Source organism: Mitsuokella apri, from assembly GCF_047974105.1.
GTDB lineage: Bacteria > Bacillota > Negativicutes > Selenomonadales > Selenomonadaceae > Mitsuokella.
In genome coordinates, this window is sequence record NZ_JBHYRS010000001.1 from 271,107 (window position 1) to 290,945 (window position 19,839).

Annotated in this window: 16 protein-coding genes and 1 tRNA gene; 3 read left to right on the plus strand and 14 right to left on the minus strand. The window is 55.6% G+C overall.

The genetic code is table 11. The annotated features are described in order from the left end of the window. Nucleotides 1–14: 14 nt before the first annotated feature. The 6 genes from ACE419_RS01315 to ACE419_RS01340 form a co-directional block, all read right to left on the minus strand. Nucleotides 15–821, minus strand: a complete 807-nt coding sequence (locus tag ACE419_RS01315; protein ID WP_435720765.1) for a Nif3-like dinuclear metal center hexameric protein — start codon at nt 819–821, stop codon at nt 15–17. Continuing rightward, nucleotides 815–1,504, minus strand: a complete 690-nt coding sequence (locus ACE419_RS01320; RefSeq protein WP_435720766.1) for a tRNA (adenine(22)-N(1))-methyltransferase — start codon at nt 1,502–1,504, stop codon at nt 815–817. The genes ACE419_RS01315 and ACE419_RS01320 overlap by 7 nt, the downstream gene beginning before the upstream one ends. Before the next feature lie 135 nt (nt 1,505–1,639). Further along, a tRNA-Asn gene (locus tag ACE419_RS01325) sits at nt 1,640–1,715 on the minus strand. 122 nt (nt 1,716–1,837) lie between these two features. After that, a complete protein-coding gene (rpoD, locus tag ACE419_RS01330) occupies nt 1,838–2,965 on the minus strand; it encodes an RNA polymerase sigma factor RpoD (RefSeq protein WP_432646049.1) in 1,128 nt (375 codons plus the stop codon). A 47-nt stretch (nt 2,966–3,012) separates the two neighbouring features. Beyond that, a complete protein-coding gene (gene dnaG / locus ACE419_RS01335; protein ID WP_435720968.1) occupies nt 3,013–4,800 on the minus strand; it encodes a DNA primase in 1,788 nt (595 codons plus the stop codon). A gap of 219 nt (nt 4,801–5,019) precedes the next feature. Further along, on the minus strand, nt 5,020–6,027 hold the full coding sequence (locus tag ACE419_RS01340; RefSeq protein ID WP_435720767.1) for a deoxyguanosinetriphosphate triphosphohydrolase: 1,008 nt from the start codon (nt 6,025–6,027) through the stop codon (nt 5,020–5,022). A 218-nt stretch (nt 6,028–6,245) separates the two neighbouring features. On the opposite strand from ACE419_RS01340, the gene ACE419_RS01345 reads away from it, so the two are divergent. Further along, entirely contained in the window at nt 6,246–6,797 is a 552-nt protein-coding gene (locus ACE419_RS01345) for an LptA/OstA family protein (protein WP_432646051.1), read from the plus strand. A gap of 140 nt (nt 6,798–6,937) precedes the next feature. Here the strand turns inward: ACE419_RS01345 and glyS are convergent, their stop codons facing one another. The 3 genes from glyS to ACE419_RS01360 all read right to left on the minus strand — a co-directional run bounded on the left by glyS (nt 6,938) and on the right by ACE419_RS01360 (nt 11,780). Then, nucleotides 6,938–8,992, minus strand: a complete 2,055-nt coding sequence (glyS, locus tag ACE419_RS01350) for a glycine--tRNA ligase subunit beta (RefSeq protein ID WP_435720768.1) — start codon at nt 8,990–8,992, stop codon at nt 6,938–6,940. 3 nt (nt 8,993–8,995) lie between these two features. Further along, nucleotides 8,996–9,874: a glycine--tRNA ligase subunit alpha gene (gene glyQ / locus ACE419_RS01355; protein ID WP_118015016.1), complete on the minus strand. Its 879-nt coding sequence runs from the start codon at nt 9,872–9,874 to the stop codon at nt 8,996–8,998. A 373-nt stretch (nt 9,875–10,247) separates the two neighbouring features. After that, complete coding sequence (locus ACE419_RS01360; RefSeq protein WP_432646054.1) at nt 10,248–11,780, minus strand: Ppx/GppA phosphatase family protein; 1,533 nt, start codon at nt 11,778–11,780, stop codon at nt 10,248–10,250. A gap of 348 nt (nt 11,781–12,128) precedes the next feature. Here ACE419_RS01360 and ACE419_RS01365 point away from each other — a divergent pair, with 348 nt between their 5' ends. Further along, nucleotides 12,129–13,667 (plus strand): Ppx/GppA phosphatase family protein, encoded by a 1,539-nt coding sequence (locus tag ACE419_RS01365; RefSeq protein ID WP_432646055.1) that lies wholly within the window; start codon nt 12,129–12,131, stop codon nt 13,665–13,667. A gap of 2 nt (nt 13,668–13,669) precedes the next feature. After that, complete coding sequence (gene ppk1, locus ACE419_RS01370; protein WP_435720769.1) at nt 13,670–15,733, plus strand: polyphosphate kinase 1; 2,064 nt, start codon at nt 13,670–13,672, stop codon at nt 15,731–15,733. A 74-nt stretch (nt 15,734–15,807) separates the two neighbouring features. Here ppk1 and recO read toward each other — a convergent pair whose 3' ends face one another. The 5 genes from recO to ACE419_RS01395 all read right to left on the minus strand — a co-directional run bounded on the left by recO (nt 15,808) and on the right by ACE419_RS01395 (nt 19,671). Further along, nucleotides 15,808–16,542: a DNA repair protein RecO gene (gene recO, locus ACE419_RS01375; RefSeq protein WP_435720770.1), complete on the minus strand. Its 735-nt coding sequence runs from the start codon at nt 16,540–16,542 to the stop codon at nt 15,808–15,810. A 2-nt stretch (nt 16,543–16,544) separates the two neighbouring features. Continuing rightward, nucleotides 16,545–17,216: a DUF502 domain-containing protein gene (locus ACE419_RS01380; RefSeq protein ID WP_435720771.1), complete on the minus strand. Its 672-nt coding sequence runs from the start codon at nt 17,214–17,216 to the stop codon at nt 16,545–16,547. After that, nucleotides 17,216–18,130 carry a GTPase Era gene (gene era, locus ACE419_RS01385; RefSeq protein ID WP_432646059.1) on the minus strand — a complete coding sequence of 305 codons (915 nt, stop codon included), beginning with the start codon at nt 18,128–18,130 and terminating at the stop codon, nt 17,216–17,218. The genes ACE419_RS01380 and era overlap by 1 nt, the downstream gene beginning before the upstream one ends. A 66-nt stretch (nt 18,131–18,196) precedes the next feature. Next, on the minus strand, nt 18,197–18,661 hold the full coding sequence (gene ybeY, locus ACE419_RS01390; RefSeq protein ID WP_435720772.1) for an rRNA maturation RNase YbeY: 465 nt from the start codon (nt 18,659–18,661) through the stop codon (nt 18,197–18,199). Continuing rightward, a complete protein-coding gene (locus ACE419_RS01395) occupies nt 18,658–19,671 on the minus strand; it encodes a PhoH family protein (RefSeq protein WP_432646061.1) in 1,014 nt (337 codons plus the stop codon). Before ACE419_RS01395 ends, ybeY begins: the two co-directional genes overlap by 4 nt. Nucleotides 19,672–19,839: the final 168 nt, after the last annotated feature.

Here is a 19,839-nt window from a genome sequence, read left to right on the forward strand (position 1 = left end):
TTCTCTGACCCAAATCAGGCCAGCGAGAAAAAGTCCTTTGACTTGCGGTCGGCGATGACTTCGACATGGCCTTGATCCTGCAGCTCTTCGCGCAGGCGCTCGGCGAGGACCTCGACAACAGGGAATTCCGTGCCGAAATGGCCGGCATCGATGACGTGCATGCCGAGCTCGGCGGCGTGCTGGGCATCGTGATAGCGCACATCGCCCGTCACGTAGGCATCGGCGCCCATGGCCGCGGCTTTTGCGATGAATTCTGCACCGGCGCCGCTGCAGAGAGCAACTTTGCGCACGGGACGGTCACCGGCATCGACAAAGCGCACGTGCTCGGTTGGCAGGGCATGGCGCACCTGCTCGGCAAATTCACGGATGGTCATCGGCTGCGGAAGTGTGCCGATACGGCCGAGGCTCTCTGTCTGGCCGTCCTCAGCCTGTGCCGTGATGACAAAACTCGAGAGTTTGCCGAGGCCGATGGCTTCGGCGAGCACATCATTGACGCCGCCGCGCGCGATATCGAGATTCGTATGCGCTGCTGCCACGGCGATATCGTGCTGCAGCAGGAGCTGCAGGCGATGGCCGAGCGGCTCATCCGTGCGGATTTTCTTGATTGGACGGAAGATCAGCGGATGGTGCGCGACGATCATCTCGGCTCCTTCGCGGATAGCCTGACGGACCACGCTGTCGCTGACATCGAGGGCCGTGAGGATGCGGCTGACCTCCCTTTGCGGGCTGCCGACGAGCAGTCCCGGGTTATCCCAGTCCTCTGCTAAATGACGCGGTGCGATGCGCTCGAGCGCATCCATGACAACTTGACATTTCACCATGACAAATGCTCCTCCAATTCCTTGATATGACGAACGGCCGCCTGATACTTCTTGGATTTCCGCGCTTTCTCGCTCTTTTCCATGCCGGCAGCGGCGCGCCGCTGCTGAAACAAAAGCGACTCAATGTGATGGCGCAAAAGAGGCGGCTTTTTCTGCCAGAGCATCGGGCCGATCTCTAAGAGCAGCGGCGACGGCATCTTGCGGCGGCCGCGTTTAGCCATAATGATCTCATAAATGCGGCCGTCGTCGAGTGCCAGCGTCTCATCAGCAATATACCAGTGATTTTTATAAAGCCACTGGCGAAGCTCGGCAGCGCCTCCCTGCGGCTGCAGGATCAGCGTCTTAAGCCCTGCCACGATTTTGGGCGAAGCGGCCAGTATTTCCATCATAAGCGTGCCGCCCATGCCGGCAATGCAGACCGTATCGACTTCACCGGGGGCAAGACTCTGCAGACCGTCGCCGAGGCGCACGGAGATGACGTCATCCGTCAGTCCGTTTTCCCGCACGGTGCGGACCGCGGCCTCATAAGGCCCGGCATTTTTATCACTGGCAACGACAAATTTCGCCTTGCCAGACTGTACAAGTTCTACAGCGAGATACCCATGATCCGTGCCGATATCGGCCACACGGCTCCCCGCCGGCACAAAATCGGCCAGCGCCTGCAGCCTGTCACCAAGCTTCATGAAAATCCCTCCTTTAAAACACAAAGCATGAAAACATGAAAGCGCAAAACGGCAGCAAAAAGAAAAATTCTGACTTTGCCTTTATCTTAACATAAGAAAAAGGGTGTAACAAGCGTTACACCCTGATATTTCATTTGGCTCCTCGAGCAGGATTCGAACCTGCGACAGCCTGATTAACAGTCAGGTGCTCTACCGGCTGAGCTATCGAGGAATATCAACAACAGATATTATGATACACGAAAAAAATCATTTTGGCAAGTCTTTTTTACAAAAAAAGAAAAAATTGTGCTCAAAAAGAAAAGGCCCGCCAACCGGACCTTTCATCTCATAAAATCAATCCAAGAAATCTTTGAGCTTGCGGCTGCGGCTCGGATGGCGCAGCTTGCGCAGAGCCTTCGCTTCAATCTGGCGGATGCGCTCGCGCGTAACGCCGAAGTTCTGGCCGACTTCCTCAAGCGTGCGGGCACGGCCGTCATCGAGGCCGAAGCGCAGGCGCAGGACTTTTTCCTCGCGCGGCGTCAGCGTATCGAGAACTTCCTCGAGCTGCTCCTTCAGCAGCATGAAGGATGCCGCATCAGCCGGTGCCGGTGCATCCTGGTCCTCGATGAAGTCGCCGAGATGCGAGTCTTCCTCTTCGCCGATTGGCGTCTCGAGGGAAACAGGCTCCTGCGCAATCTTCATGATTTCACGCACGCGCTCAACGGAAATTTCCATTTCCTTGGCAATCTCCTCCGGGGTCGGTTCGCGGCCGAGCTGCTGCAGGAGCTGACGGGAAACGCGGATGAGCTTGTTGATGGTCTCGACCATATGCACCGGAATGCGAATCGTGCGGGCCTGGTCCGCGATGGCACGCGTGATGGCCTGACGAATCCACCAGGTCGCATACGTGCTGAACTTATAGCCCTTGTTGTAATCGAATTTTTCCACTGCCTTGATGAGGCCGAGATTGCCTTCCTGAATCAGGTCGAGGAACAGCATGCCGCGGCCGACATAGCGCTTGGCAATGCTGACAACGAGGCGCAGATTTGCCTCGGCCAGACGTTTCTGTGCTTCTTCATCGCCGGCTTCCATGCGCTTGGCGAGAGCAACCTCTTCTTCTGCCGTCAGCAGAGGCACACGGCCAATCTCCTTGAGGTACATGCGCACCGGATCATCGATGCTGACGCCCTCCGGCACGGAGAGGTCAATCTCGACTTCCTCATCCGACTTGTCGATATCTACATCATCGTCATTCGAATTATCCTGTGAATCATCGACGATCTCGATGCCGCGTTTGCTGAACGTATCGTACATGGTATCAATCTCGTCCGGAGAAAGGTCCTGCTTCTGCAGGGCATCGATGAGTTCCCCATAGGTCAGAGTGCCACCATTCTTTTTGCCTTTGGCCAGAAGATTCTCCACAATTTCAGAACTGGAACTGCCCGCCTTGCCGGCAGTTTTTGCTGTCTTTTTTTCAGCCATTCGACTGCCCCCTTTCCACATGTTTCATCCATCTTTTCTCTAGTGATTTACCATTCATCCATTTCATGTTTGATTCTATTTACCTCATTCAATTCCTGCAGACAGGCCTTATCCTGGCCCTTCTGCGCATATTCATTTGCCCTGCGGCTGTGTTCTTCGTACAGCACATTCAGGTACGCCCTGCGCAGCACGCGCAGCGAATCATCGTAAGCCTCTGTCTCATCACGGCCGCCAAGATCCTCAACGAGCGCGCGGGAAAGCTCCGCCGCGGCCTCATCACTCAGGGACGACGCACTGGCATCATCGACCGGCCGGCCTTCCTCTGCTGCTTTCTGCAGAAAGGCCAGGATCTCATGCTGCACAGGGTCCCTTATGCCGTCAAGCGGGACGATTGTCTGAAGATGAGCGAGTACGGCAGGATCCTGCCAGGCCATGCGAATGACGGTGCGGCCGGCTTTGCGCAGAGCCGTATCAGGCTTTGCGACGGCCCTGCGCATGTTCTGGCGCTGCCCCGTGCTGACAGGCTCAGGCTCTTCATGATAATGACGGAGCTCCGAGCGCACAAGGCCTTCATCGAGCATCAGCGTCTGCGCTAGTTTTTTCTCATATTCCAAAAGCACAGTCTGACTGCGGATGCCCGCAAGCACGGGAACCATCTCGTGCAGGGCCTTGACCTTGCCGTCGAGTGTGTCGTAATTCGTATGCGACAGGACATAGCGCAGCCGGTATTCCACCAGCGGCAGTGCCTTGCTGACGAGTTCACGGAAAGCATCCGCTCCGTGCTTCCGGATAAATTCATCTGGATCCTTGCCATCCGGTACGACAATGACGCGGACAACGGCCCCTGTATCACGCACAATGGAGAGTGCGCGAATCGTTGCTTTCTGGCCGGCCTCATCGCTGTCATAACAGAAGCAGATTTCCGGTGCATAATGCAGAAGTTTCTTGGCATGCTCGGGTGTAAACGAAGTGCCAAGCGAAGCCACGACATTATGTACACCGGCATCGAATACCGAAATGGCATCCATGTACCCCTCGACCACAATGGCCCGTCCCTCCTGCTGGATGGCGCGGTGCGAACGGTCGAGGCCGAAGAGGATTTTCCTCTTATTAAATAAGATGGTTTCCGGTGTATTGAGATATTTGGGTGTCGAGTCATCGAGCACGCGCCCGCCAAACCCTACTACCCTGCCGCGTTCATCGGCGATGGGAATGATGACGCGTCCGCGGAAGCGGTCGTAGAGGCCGCCCCCCTGCCTGCGCTCAGCCGCAAGGCCGCTTGCCAGTAAAAACTCCTGCTTAATTCCACGCTTCAGAAAAGCAGTGGACAACTTATCCCAGGCAGGCGGTGCATAGCCGAGCTGGAATTCCTCGATGGTTTCTTCCCGGATGCCGCGCCCGGCAAAATAGGCTTTGCCCGTTTCGCCCATGCGCGTCATGGTCAGACAGTTGTGGAAAAAGTCACGCGCGAGTTCATTGACCTTCCGGAGGTCCTTGATCTCACGCTCCCTGGCAATCTCCTGAGGACTCTGACGGCGTTCCGGCAGCGGTATCCCCAGTTTTTCTGCCTGCAGCTTGATTGCGTCAAAATACGAGATGTTTTCGATAAGTGAAATAAACTTAAACGCGTTGCCGCCGGCATGACAGCCAAAGCAATAAAAGAAACCCTTATCCGGAACGACAGAAAAAGACGCCGTCTTTTCCTGATGGAACGGACAGCAGCCCCAGTAGCGGTTTCCCCTGCGCTTCAGGGGCACATACCCCTGCACGACGCGCAGGATATCCGTGGCCTCACTGACCCTTTCGACGAAATTGTCCATCGCCTCATTTCGCATTCGTTCCAAAGTCTGTCATCCTTCCCCCCATTCATGCTGCTGCATAAAGGGGCACTTTTGTATATTCGCTGTCATTTGCGAAAAACCTTCCTGCACTGCACAAACTTTCTGCTGTTTTGCCAGCAGAGATTTCTCTTGGGCCTTCTTTTCAGATATATATTCCGCAAAAAAACGAAATCTCCTTTTTCTCATGTGCAAAATTTATCATTGGCCTGCCCATCAGCGGCTGTAGCGTATGACACGGCCCACGGGCGGAATGAAAATCTCCGAGAACAGCTGTACCGCATAGCTGTCCGTGAGGCCTGCAACGTAGTCCGTCACGATCTGCCTGCGGCCCCAGCGTTTTTCCCGCTGACAGAATTCCTCCGGCAGTTCCGTCGGGTGCTCCAGGAAATACGCATAGAGCTGCCGCAGCATGAAACCGGCCTGACGCCTTTCATGCGCGAGGGCGTCCGACAAATAGATATGCTCGAACATAAACTTACGGAAAATGTCCATGACCTCTTTTACTTCGTCCGACTGCCGGATATCCTGCAAATCCGCCGAACTCTCAATCATATCGGCCACCATGCTCGTAATCATATGCGAGGTATCCTCGCCAAAGCATTTGTAGACAATATCCGGAAGGTCCCCGTGATGCAGGAGTCCCGCCCGCAGGCTGTCATCATAATCATGGGTCAGATAGGCAATGCGGTCAGCCGTGCGCACGATGCATCCTTCCAGTGTTTTGGGAAGATGCGGCCCCGTGTGATTGACGATGCCATCCTTGACCTCAAACGTCAGGTTGAGGCCCCTGCCGCCCTTTTCCAGAAATTCCACAACGCGCAGGCTCTGCTCATTATGGGCAAAATGCCCCGTGAGTTCGTTCATCACGGCTTCGCCGGCATGGCCAAACGGAGTATGCCCGACATCGTGGCCGAGGGCAATGGCTTCGACGAGGTCCTCGTTGAGGCGGAGCCCCCGCGCAATCGTCCGCGAAATCTGCGCGACCTCAAGGCTGTGCGTCATGCGCGTGCGGTAATGATCGCCCGCCATGATGTAAACCTGAGTCTTATGCTTGAGACGCCTGAATGACTTCGAATGCAGGATGCGGTCGCGGTCGCGCTGGAATTTCGTGCGCAGTCTGCACTCGGTGACCGGCTGCTTGCGTCCTGCCAGGCGGCTCTTCGCTGCCTGCGGCGCCAGATACTGTTCTTCAAAAGCTTCTGTCCGTTCCCGTATGTTCACACGATTCCTCCTTCCCCCTTGTTCCCTGTTCCTTTGACCATCTGCCCGCCGCATTTTCCTGCGGATAAACAGTGACAAAGTTCTTCTTTTGTCATATAATTATATATTACGCGCTTGATGTTCAATTTCCTGCTGACAGCATCTCATTTCTTTATTTTTTGCAAAATATGCATAACAGGAGTAAAATAAAGGCATCTGACTTGATATGAGGTGATCCTTTGCTTACACTCTGGAAAAATAAAGGAAAAGTACTCTTATGCACCTGCCTGCTCACGGCCATTTCCTGTGCAGCGGCTTCTGCTGAAAATACGCAGCCCGTCACAGAAGTACGGCCCATCACATCGTTTGCCCAAAGCGTGCAGCCTGTCATTTCAGCCAATTCTGTCCGCTACGATGAACAGATGGGCCGCTATATCTGCCATGGCAATGTGCGCATCAGCCTCGGCGACCGCACAATTGCTGCCGATGAAGCCCAGCTCACGGGCGACCTCAGCGCCATCTGGACACAGGGCCATGCCAAGTTTACCGAAGGAGAAACGACGTTCTGCAGTGAGGCCATTTACGCCCGTCCGGCAGACGGTCTCGCTTATTTTTTCGGCGACCGCTGCAAACTCAAGCGCCCCGGTCTGGCCATTGACAGCGACTCCATCGAATACAACTGGCAGAATAAGATTGCGGTCTTCGACGGCCACGTGCTGCTCATCGACAGCAGCGGCGAAAAAGCTGCCGCCCATCTCGAATACGATTTCAACAAAAACAAGGCTTCCTGACCGCAGCTTGCGAAAAATATTTTCCATATTAATTCCATATAATAATAAGGGAACAAAAAGAAGGGCCCGGCATCCAAATGATTCGAATGAGTCTTTGGACGCCGGGTCCTTCTTTATGAATCTTTCAGTCAGCTCAGCCTTCAGGCCAGGACAATCTTCGTGAAATCGGCAATGCGGTTCACGAGGGTATCAATGGACTTCAGGAGTGCGAGACGGTTGTTCTTGATCTTCTCGTCCTTATCCATGACCATGACATCATCGAAGAACGCATTGATGGGCTGCTCGAGCTCGGCAAGAGCCGCGATGGCCTCAGCATAAGCTTCTTTCTTGATATCGCCGTCCACGGCAGCGGCCGCTTTTTCATAAGCGGCGAAGAGATTTTTCTCTGCGTCGTTCTGGAACAGGGCGGGACTTACTTCAGCCGCTTCGGCTTTCTTCGCGAGATTTGCCACGCGGACAAAGGCCTGAATGCCAGCTTCCGCCTTGGCAGAGGCCACAAAGTCGGCAACAGCTTTGGCACGCAGAGCTACGGCATAAATATCATCGACATCCGCAAGAACGGCGTCGACGACATCATAGCGGATATCCTCGAGCACGTTCTTGAGGCGCAGGCGCATGAAGTCGGCCACATCCTGCTGCATCTTGGCGCGGGCCTTTTCGTCCGTGATGCCATAGAGGTCCATGGACTTGGCGACGATGGCAGCAAGGCTCAGATGATACTGGGCTTCAATGATCATGTTGACGAGGCCGAGTGCCTGACGGCGCAGGGCAAACGGGTCCTGCGAGCCCGTCGGAATCTTGCCGAGGCTGAACGTGCCGACAATCGTATCAATCTTATCGGCGAGGCTCACGATGCGGCCGGCCGTCGTCTGCGGCTGACTGTCGCCGGCAAAACGCGGCTTGTAATGCTCGTCGATGGCAATGGCGACTTTCTCGCACTCGCCGTCGAGTTTTGCGTATTCGCGGCCCATGATGCCCTGCAGTTCCGTGAACTCCGTGACCATGCCCGTGACGAGGTCTGCCTTCGAGAGGATGGCAGCGCGCTTTGCATGTTTATGTGCCTTCTCGTCGGCGCCGATGGCATCCGCGATGAAGTCCGCGAGTTTTTCGAGGCGTTCCGTCTTCTCATACATCGTGCCGAGGCCCTGCTGGAAGACAACGGTCTTGAGTTTCTCGCGATGTTCTTCAAGACTCTTCTTGCGGTCTTCGTCGAAGAAGAACTGCGCGTCAGCGAGGCGGGCACGCAGCACGCGCTCATTGCCATGCTGGACCGTCTCGAGGTACTCTTTGCCGCCGTTGCGGACCGTGATGAAGAGAGGCAGGAGCTTGCCTTCGGCCGTCTTGACCGGGAAATAGCGCTGATGGTCGCGCATCGGCGTGATGACAGCTTCCGGCGGCAGGGCGAGGTATTTCTCCTCGAATTTGCCGCAGAGCGCCGTCGGATACTCGACGAGGTAAAGAACTTCCTCGAGCAGGTCTTCCGTGATTTCGGCCTGACCGCCGTTTTCCTTCGCGACTGCTTCAATCTGCTCGCGGATCATGGCCTTGCGCTTGTCCTGATCGACGATGATGAAGTTCTCTTCACAGGCTTTCTCGTAGTCATCGGCAGAAGCGATCTCAAAATCGCCCTGCGAGAGGAAGCGGTGGCCGCGCGACGTGCGTCCCGACTTGACGTTGGCAAGCTCAAACGGGATGACGTCCTTGTCGTAAAGGGCGACGAACCAGCGGATCGGGCGGATGAACTTGAAGTCGAGGCTGCCCCAGCGCATATTGTTCGGGAACGAAAGGCCGCAGACGAGGTCCGGCAGCAGCGTTTCGAGAAGTCTGGCCGTCGGCTGTCCCTCTTCGTGTACTTCTGCATAGACATAACCGTCCTTGACGACAAGGTCCTCAGGAGCCACGTGCTGGCCGCGGGCAAAGCCCCGTGCTGCCTTCGTCGGCTTGCCGTCGGCGTCAAAGGCAATCTTGACGGACGGACCGCGATTCTCGCTCGTGACATCTTCCTGCTTTTCGGCAAGGCCTTTTACGAGCAGGGCCGTGCGGCGCGGCGTGCCAAGCGTGCGGATGGAATCAAAGGCAATGCGGTTTTCCTTAAATGCCTGTTCGGCATGTTCTTTGAGCTGGGCCAGTGTGCCCGGCATGACATGGGCAGGAACTTCTTCCGTGCCGATTTCAAATAACAGATCTTTGGCCATGGCTCACTTCTCCCCTCTGTGCAGCATCGGATACCCGAGCTCTTCACGCTGTTTCAGATAACACTCGGCGCAGAGACGCGCGAGTTTTCTCACGCGGCCGATGAAGGCTGCGCGCTGCGAAACCGAGATGGCACCGCGGGCATCGAGCAGATTGAACGTATGCGAGCATTTGAGCACGTAGTCGTATGCCGGATGAACGTAGCCCTTCTCGATGATGCGCACGGCCTCTTTCTCGTATTTGTCGAAGAGGTCGAAAAGCAGTGCTTCGTCCGAAAGGTCGAAGGCATAGACCGACTGCTCGTACTCATTCTGATGGAAGACATCACCGTACGTATAATCATCCGTCCACTGGATGTCGTAAACATTCTCGACACCCTGGATGTACATGGCGAGACGCTCGAGGCCGTACGTGATTTCCGAAGCGACGGGACGTACGTCCTGGCTGCCTACCTGCTGGAAATACGTGAACTGCGTGATTTCCATGCCGTCGAGCCAGACTTCCCAGCCAAGGCCCCAGGCACCGAGCGTCGGCGACTCCCAGTTATCCTCGACAAAGCGGATATCGTGCTGCTTCGGGTCAATGCCGAGGCGCTCAAGGCTCTCGAGATACAGCTCCTGAATGTTGTCAGGCGACGGTTTCATGATGACCTGGAACTGATGATGCTGGTACAGGCGGTTCGGATTATCGCCATAGCGGCCGTCGGCCGGACGACGCGAAGGCTCGACGTAAGCGACATGCCACGGCTCCGGGCCGAGCACGCGCAGAAAAGTCGACGGATTCATCGTGCCGGCGCCCTTCTCGACATCATATGGCTCTGCCAAGATGCAGCCCTGTTCCGACCAGAATTTCTGCAGGGCCAGGATGATTTCCTGAAATTTCATGGGAACAACTCCTTTTCCTCTATATCTGTCACAGAAACAAATAAAAATCTCGTTCCTGCAACGTAACGTTACAGGGACGAGACTTGTTTTTTATCAAGTACCGCGGTTCCACCCTGATTGACCTTCCCGCATGCTGAAAAGATGCCGGAAAGCCCGCCTCAAGTTATGGGATTATGCTCCGAAGTGCCTTTCGTCTCATTTCATGTTTTTCATGCTTAAAAAATCATGGACAGCCTCACACCATCGCTGTCTCGCTGGATAGGAGATTACTCTTCTTCATCATTGCTACCTACGAGTTTAGCAAAAGGCTTAAGACTTGTCAACCGCTTCGGCGCATTCCGCAGGCTGCGTCAGGCAATCAGGAAAAAGGAACTCAGCCCTTCTGCCACATGATAATGAGCGGCTTGCCGTATTCCTTCTTGAACTGCTTGCAGTACGACTTCATCTCAAACTCTGCCGCGCTGTGGTCCTCGCCCTTCTTGCCGCGCAGCGAGAGCACGACGGCCTCTTCATCGTCGGCGACGTCAATCTTGCGCACGACGCCTTCATACGTCACATCGGCAGCCTCGGCAAGGGCCAGCAGCAGCGCAAGGCGTCTGACTTTTTTCCAGTCAGCCGGCGTCAGCATCATCGCGTAGCGGTAGGCGCGCATGATTTTATTGCTGATGCCGTGATGGAAGCCCGCAATGAACGCAGCCTTGAGCTGTTCGAGCTGGCGCATGCCGTAAAGCGGCGCATGCGCGATGATAAAGGCCGAATGGCGTGCATGGTCGTAATAATTGACGACCTTGCCCGAATCGTGCAGCCAGGCCGCGACCTCTAAAAGGCTGCGGTCGCGCCGCGTCGCTTCATGTGATTTTTTGAGCTGGTCGAAGAGGCTCAGCGCAAGATTCTTCACGCGCTCGAGGTGCTCCATGCGGCGGTCGGCACTCAGGAGATAGTTGTGTACGCTCTCGCGCAGGACATCCTGCACGATTGGGCCCTGACCGTATTTTTCACCGTAATACTCGAAGAACACGCCGTCGCGCAGGCCGCAGCCGGAAACGATGATGTTCTGTCCGCCCGCAAACTCCATGAGCGTATTGACGATGATGCTGCCCGCGACGATGAGGTCCGCACGCTCCGAAGAGAGCCCCTTCATGCGGCGGCGGGCCGAAAGATTTGACTTGATGATGTCCGCGTGCATCTCTTCAAAGCGCTTGCGCGGGATGATGTAGTTGTGGATGCGCGAAAGCTGATAGTTTGTGCGCGCCTGGTCCATCTTGGCAAAGTTGCGGACCGTGCCGCCGACGCCGATGACCGGCAGATTCGTGTCCGCCGCCCACGGAATCATCTCTTCGTACTTTGTGCGCACGAACTCAATGCAGCGCTCAATGGCCGCGCCCGTGACCTTATCCCCGAGATTGAACGCATCCGTCACGGTCACGGCACCAATCGGCACGGAGACGGACTCGACAATTTTGCGGTCGCGTACGAGCGAGACTTCGATGGACGCGCCGCCGAGGTCGAACTGCAGATAATTTCGTTCGTCAATCGTGTTGACGACACCGAGATAGCCGAGATACGCCTCGCGTTCCCCCGAGATGACCTCAATCTCAATGCCCGTCTCGCGCTTGATGCGCTCAATGAACTCCGCGCCGTCTGAAGCATTGCGCGCAGCTGCCGTCGCCACGGCGATGCATTTTGTCACCTGCATGACCTCCATCATGTGCTTGTAGACATGCAGGCAGGCCATTGCCCGCTCCACGCCCTCCGGATTGAGTTTTCCTGTTTCCGACATGCCGCGCCCGAGCCTTATGGCCTCTTTCTGCTGATATTCGAGATGATAGGCCTTGTTGTCTGCCACCTGCATGACAATAAAGCGAATCGAGTTCGACCCCATATCGATGATTGCCACTCTCTCCATGAACGGAATCCCCCTTGTCTTGCTTGAATGCATCTGTATATTTTATGAAATTTATAATTCGGATAATTTTAGTATAACAATTCAGACGGTATGCTTCAAGATAATTCAAAATTTCTCCATAATGAGGTATAATTAAACTTACATTCTTATCGATGAAATACAGGCCATGACGAATATGTTTTTCATGCTGTACCGAGTATAAGAATGCCTGTCTGCGTTTCCTTACCTTAACAAAAAATTTACGTAAAAGTAACGCGGAAAGCGCAGCAACTGCTTACAATATAAATTATGGGTATATCGGCTCTTCGCTATGGAGCACCGACCAGTACTCCAGAAAGGATGTTATTTATGAAGAAAAAGTCGATTTTCGGCATCGTTCACATCGGCTCCATCCACACGAGCATGGCCATCGTGGATTATCGTTCCCCGACGGACATCAAAGTGATTGAATCGGCCAATAAAGAACTGCCGCTCGGCGAGGAAGTTTTCCGCACACACCGGCTCTCCTTTGCCTCCATCCACGAGCTCAGCCGTATCCTGCAGGGCTTCCGTCAGCTGCTGCTCGATTATCAGGTTGACACGGTCTATCCGATTGCGACGACCGTGATCCGTGAAGCGGAAAATCGCCTTGGCATTCTCGACCTGCTCGCCATGCGCACGGGATTCCGCTTTCACGTTGCCGACATGACGGAAGAAGTGTATTACAAATTCTTCGCCCTGCATCATTTCCTCAAAAAGAACGAAATGGTCGGCAAGAAACCGACGCTGCTCTTAGATGTCACGTCAGGCGGTCTCGGCTTCACGGGCTGGCAGGACGGCACGCTGCTGTTTCAGACGAATGTCACGGGCGGCCGCCTCAGCGTCCTTGAGCACTTCACCGAGGAAGAGCGCGTCGATGTCATGTTCCCGTCGGCCGTGCGCGACTATCTGCACGCTTCGCTCTCGTCCCTCTGGCCGCGCATCGAGCATGCGGACATCCACACACTCGTACTCACGGGCTTTGAAGCGCGCATCCTCGTCTCGCATCTCACGGAAGGCGCGAATACATCGTATCCGGCCGTCATCGACCCGCGCAAATTCCTGCAGATTGCCGAATCCTTAATGCCTTTAACCACGCATAAGCTCATGCAGGCCTTTCATCTCAGCGAACGCAGGGCACAGCTCCTGCTGCCGACACTGCTTCTTTATGAAGAAGTCGTGCGCACGCTCAACATCGACACGATTCTCGTCATGGATACGACGTTTCTCTACGGCTATGCAGCCTGGTGCGGCGCGCGAGAAATCAGCCCTAAGGCCATCACTGAGCAGGACGATTTGCTCCTCGATCTCGCGCGCAGCATCGCTATGCGCTACAACTGCAACCTGCCGCACATCAGCCGCATCGATGAGTACGCGACGAAGCTCTTTGACGGACTGCGCCGCGTCCACGGGCTCACGCCGCGCCACCGCCTGCTGCTGCGCATGAGCTGCCTGCTGCACGAAACGGGCAAATTCGTCAATCTGCGCAACTATCCGCTGCATTCGTGGCAGATCATCATGGGCACGGACATCTTTGGCATTACGGATGCCGAAAAAGAGGTCATCGCCTGCATCAGCTACTATTATCACCGCGACAACCCCGGCAAGAAAGACGCACATTACCAGCGCCTGACGCAGACGCAGAAAATCGTTGCGGATAAATGCTGTGCCATCCTGCGCCTCGCCGATGCACTCGACCAGGGCCACAGCGGCCGCATCCAGGGACTTTCTGTCCGCCTCGTAAAAGAAAAACTCTACGTCAACTACACCTCGGAATACGATATTTCGCTGATTCGCTGGACCTTCAAGCAGGCCTCGACGCTCTTCCGCGAAATCTTTGGCATCGAGCCTGTCTTAAGGAGGAAATAAATATGGATTTGAATTTCAATGACCGTCAATATTATCTGAACCGCGAATGCACGTGGCTGAGCTTCAACCAGCGCGTGCTGCGCGAATCCACGAGCGAGGACAATCCGCTTTTGGAGCGCCTGCGCTTCATCGCCATCACCTGCTCCAACCTCGACGAGTTCTTCATGATCCGCGTCGCCGGCCTCAAGCATCTCATCGAAAGCGGCGTCAAGCATCACGACATCAGCGGCCTGACCCCTCAGGGCCAGATGGACGCCGTCAGCAAGATTGCGCACGAGCAGATGCATGACATCGACCGCTGCCTCAAGGCGACGCTCGCCGAGCTTGAGATGCACGGCATCCGCTTCATCCATCCTGCGGACCTCGACACGAAGCAGGAGCTCTGGCTGACGGAATTCTTCGAGCGCGAGATTTTCCCAGTCGTCACGCCGATGGCCATCGACCCGTCGCATCCGTTCCCGTTTCTGACGAGCAAGAGCCTGAACCTCGCCGTTCACCTCAAGCGCCCCGAAGACAAGGATGTCCGCCTCGCCATCCTGCCTGTGCCGGTCTCCGTCATCGGCCGCCTCATCAAGGTGCCGGAAGTCCAGCACTACCTCTATCTTGAGGACATTCTGAGCTACTTTGCCAACCGCTTCTTTACGGGCTATGAAATCATCGAGACGACGCCGTTCCGCGTCACGCGCGATGCCGACCTCGATATCCGCGAAGACGTCGACGACCTGCTGCTCGAAGTCGAAAAATCCCTCGAAAAGCGCCGCAAGGGCGCGGCCGTCCGCCTCGAGCTCGCCAAGACGAGCTCCAAAGAGACGCGCAAAATCCTGGAAAAGGAACTCGAACTCAAGGAAGAGGATATCTACACGATTGACGGCCCGCTCGGCGCTTCGTTCTTCTCCTCTTTCGCAAATATCAAGGGCTATGACGACCTTCGCTACGAACCATTCGTACCGCAGCCGTCCATCGAGCTCTCCGCGCGCCATACCAAAGATATCTGGGCCGCCATCCGCGAAAAAGATGTACTCGTCCATCATCCGTATGAAACGTTCGCCACAGTCGAAAATTTCATCCGCACGGCTGCGGACGATGAAGCGGTCCTTGCCATCAAGCAGACGCTTTACCGCGTATCGAGCAAATCGCCGATCATCTCGGCCCTTGCCGATGCCGCGCGCAACGGCAAACAGGTCACGGTCCTCATGGAAGTCAAGGCCCGTTTCGATGAAGAGAACAACATCATCATGGCCCGCCGCCTCGAAGAAGCCGGCTGCCATGTCATTTACGGCATTCTCGGCCTCAAGACGCACTCGAAGATCACGATGGTCGTGCGCCGCGAAGAAGACGGCATCCGCCGCTACTGCCATCTGGCCACGGGCAACTACAACGGCTCAACGGCCAAGATTTACACGGATATCGGCCTGATGACCGCCGACAACGAAATTGGCGTCGACGGTTCGCGCTTCTTCAACTTCCTCTCGGGCTTCAGCGATCCGCCGACCTGGAACAAGCTCATCGTCGCGCCGCTGAATCTGCGCGAGACCATCATGGCCGAGATTGACCAGGAAATCGAGCATGCTAAGCGCGGCGAACCGGCCTACATCGCCGCCAAGATGAACTCCCTGCTCGACCGCTTCATCATCGCAAAACTCTACGAGGCCTCGGCTGCCGGCGTCAAGATTGACCTCATCGTCCGCGGCATCTGCGTCCTGCGTCCGGGCGTGCCGGGTGTCAGCGAAAACATCCATGTCCGCAGCATCGTCGGCCGCTTCCTCGAGCACAGCCGCATCCTCTACTGCTATAACGGCGGCCGCGAAGATGTCTTCATCTCCTCGGCCGACTGGATGCCGCGCAACCTCAACAACCGCGTAGAGCTCATGATCCCGATCCGCGAGCAGGACCACAAAAACCGCCTGCATGCCATCCTGCAGACGTACCTCAAGGACAACACGAAGGCCTATCTCATGCGTGCTGACGGTTCCTATGTCCGCGCTTCGTGCCGCAAGGGCCAGACGCCGGTCGGCGCTCAGCAGACCTTCATGGAAACGGCACTCAAGGGCAAAACGCTCGGCTGATTTCCTTTCATCTAATTTCATACAGACAGCAAAAAAAGACATCCTCAGGGATGTCTTTTTTGTTACGAAAATATTCAAGTCATGCTGAGCTGCTGGATAAAGGCCAGTGACTTCAGCGGACGTCCGAGAAGCTCCTGCAGGTACTGCAAAAGCAGCTGTTCGGCAGTCATGAGCAAAGTCGAGGAAAGACGCATGGTCCCTTGCTGCCAGTCAAAATCGCGCAGGCCGATGATAAAATGGCGCAGTTCCGCAGGAAAAGGCTTTGCCGACGCTGTCCGGCAGTTTTCGCAGAGCACGCCGCCCTCGCTGATGGCAAAGAAAGCATCGCCTTCTATTTTTTTGCCGCAGTGCACGCAGTGCTCATAATGAAGCTGCAGGCCCGTGAATTCCATGAGCTGGTAGACGGCGGCCAGCGCGGTCACGCGCGGATTGCGCCGCTCAAAGGCTTCGAGAATCTGCAGCAGGAGCTCAAACATCTTCGGCTCCGGCTGCCCTTCGGGCAGGAACTCACGCAAAAATTCCGCGACAAAACTGCCATAGGCCATGGCTGTGAGGTCCTCACTGAGCTTCTTGTAATGATGGCGCAAAAGGCACTGGCGCACCGTATCGACGCGCCGCCCTTCCGATAATTGCAAATCGAGATGCGAAAACATCTGCATGCCTCCGGCCAAAGGGCTTCTCGGTCTGCGGCAGCCAAAGGCCGCGGCTTTTACGAGGCCGCGCTCTTTGGTGAAAAATGTCATCATCTTATCCGCGTCGCCCCAGTTTTTCGCGCCGAGCACGACTGCTTCAGTCTGGTAGATGGCCATGCTTACGCCTTCTTCTTTTTCGCGAGCTCGGCAGCCGCTTCTGCTGAGATGTTGGAAGAGGACTGTTCCGTTCCCCCATGAGCGAGTTTCTGCGGCATGACTGCGCCTGCCGTCAGCATGTACTGCAGGGCCGACTCGCTGCTGATGTCGAGATAGATGACGTCGGACTTGCGCACGAAGAGGTTCGTGCCCGAGGTCATGTTGAGGCTCCAGGGCACAAAGACGCAGACGTAATCATCGCCGAGTTTTTCCTTGAGCACCTGCGGCACATCGGCCATGATAAAGCCCAGAGCCTTGGACTGATGGAACGGAATGAGCACGACGTGGTCAAACATATTGTTTGACTCAAAGACAGCCGTCGACAGATGCTTGACGCTGTTGTAGATGAATTTGATGATGGGGATCTTGCCGAGCAGGGCTTCGCCGTAATGAATCAGGCGCCGCATGATCCAATACGAGGAAATCCAGCCGACAAAATAGATGCCGAGCACGACCGTGAGGATGCCGAGCCCCGGAAAATAGAACGGCAGATGCTTGCCGAGCACACCTTCCGTGAAGTGCAGCACCTCACTGCAGACGAGCAGCGTGATGACAATGGGCACAAGGAGAATCAGGCCATTGACAAAACGGCGGGAAATGCGCTTTGAGAGACGGCTCTTGTGTTCTTCTGACATTACGACTCCACTCCGAAACCGAAGTTATGCAGCACGCCCTCGCGGTTGCGCCAGTCCTTCTTGACTTTGACCCAGAGGTCGAGGAAGACGCGCGAACCCAGAAGAGCTTCAATATCTTTGCGCGCCATCGCACCGATTTCCTTGAGCATCGCGCCTTTCGCACCGATGATGATGCCCTTCTGCGAATCGCGTTCGACATAAATCGTCGCGCGGATGTAAACATCGCCGTTCGGGCGCGTCGTCATCTCATCCGTTTCGACGGCTACGGCATGCGGCACCTCGTCGCGCGTGAGCTGCAGGACCTTCTCGCGGATGAGCTCTGCGACAATCAGGCGCTCCGGCTGGTCCGTGACCATGTCCTCCGGATAATACTCGGGGCCTTCGGGCAAATATTTCTTGACTTCCGTCAGCAGCGCATCGAGATTCGTCTCCGCCTTCGCGGAAATCGGCACGACCCCGACAAACGGGTATTTATCGGCATAGCGCGAAATAATCGGCAGCGCCTGTTCCTTCTCGATGAGGTCAAGTTTATTGACGACGAGGATAACCGGCTTGCGTGTCGCCTGCAGGCGTTCGAGGATGTAGTACTCGCCCGGTCCCATCTTTTCCGTCGCATCAACGACAAAGAGAATCGCGTCGACTTCCTTGAGCGTGCCTTCGGCAGCCTTGACCATGTATTCGCCGAGTTTGTGCTTCGGCTTATGAATGCCCGGCGTATCGAGGAAGATGATCTGTGCATCGGGTTCCGTCAGAATGCAGAGAATGCGGTTCTGCGTCGTCTGCGGCTTGTCGCTCATGATAGCAATTTTCTGGCCAATCAGGGTGTTGATGAGAGTCGACTTGCCGACGTTCGGACGGCCGATGACGGCGATAAAGCCCGATTTATGCTTTGTGTTCTGCTGGTTCTGTTCCATAGGATTCACTTCTCTTTCTTCTATATATTATGTTATGACGATGGCAGCTTTCCTGCCAGTCTTTTCTTATTCGCGCGGAATGCCGAGTTTTTCCATGACAAAACGCTGCTCGGCCTCCATTTCAAGGCGTTCGGCCTCTTCCATATGGTCATAGCCTAAAAGATGCAGCATGCCGTGCACCGTCAGAAAGGCCATCTCGCGTTTGACGCTGTGGCCGTAGTCCCTGGCCTGTTCCTCAGCGCGCTCAACGGAGATGACGAGGTCGCCGAGGACGTTGATGTCCGCGCCGCCCGTGACCTCCGGTTCCTCGCTCTCATTGAGGGCAAAGGACAGGACATCGGTCGGACGGTCGATGCCGCGGTACTCGCGGTTGAGTTTGTGGATATACTCGTTGTTCGTCAGTGTGATACTGACTTCGCCGTTGTCCACGCCGTAGAGCTCCCCGACTTTTTCGGCGGCTGCCGTCACATTTTTGACATATTCCTCCGGCACCTCGAGGTCTTCCGGATAATTGCTGATGATGACATTCACTTCGCGCGCACCTCCCGTTCTTTTTCCTTCTGCTCTTTTTCTTTTTTCTTTTTCTCTTCCCAGGCTCCATAGGCCTCGACGATGCGCGTGACGACATCGTGGCGGATGACATCGATGGGTGCCATGCGCACGATGCCGATGCCCTTGACGCCGCGCAGAATCTGACTGGCCTCGCGCAGACCCGAAGACACGCCGCGCGGCAGGTCGACCTGCCCGAGGTCGCCCGTGACGACCATGCGCGAACCAAAGCCGAGTCGCGTCAAAAACATTTTCATCTGCTTGTCCGTCGTATTCTGGGCCTCATCGAGGATGACGAAGGCATCCTCAAGCGTGCGGCCGCGCATATAAGCAAGCGGAGCAATCTCGATGATGCCCTTGGCCATGAGCTTCTGGTAGCTGTCCTGCCCGAGGATGTCCTGCAGGGCGTCGTAGAGAGGACGAAGATACGGGTCGACCTTGTCCTGCAGGTCACCGGGCAGAAAGCCGAGCCGCTCGCCCGCCTCAACGGCAGGACGCGTCAGGATGATGCGCCGCACCTCTTTATTGCGCAGGGCTGCAACAGCCATGACCACGGCGAGATACGTCTTGCCCGTACCGGCAGGGCCGATGCCAAACGTGATGGAATTATGGCGGATGGTATCAAGATAAAGCCGCTGCCCGAGGGTCTTCGGGCGCACATGACGGCCGCGCGACGTCACAAGAATCGTATCGCCAAACAGCGTGTGCAGAGCCTCGCCCTTGCCGCCGCGCACGAGCCCGATGCCGTAGCGCACTTCGTGCATCGTGATGGCCGTGCCCTGCCGGTAAAGATACTGAAGCTCCTCGACGAGCGTCGCCGCCATTTTGACCTCTGCGGCTTCTCCGAGAATCTCAAGCTGCTCGCCGCGGCTGATGAACTGGCAGTCAAAATTCTCACGGAGCACCTGCAGGAATTCATCGCGGTCCCCAAGCAATGCATATGCTTCTTTATGGTCTTCAAAGACAATCTGTCTTTCCAATGCCTGTTGCAAAGAATTACTTCACCTGTTTCTTTCTTATAAATAGAGATAACATTTCACAATATAATTTCATTTTACAACACCCATTATTTTTGTCAATAATCGGCATCGATTCGTAAATCGCATTTCAAAGAAGAGTTGACGGTTAACCCGTATACTCCTATAATGTTGACTATGAAT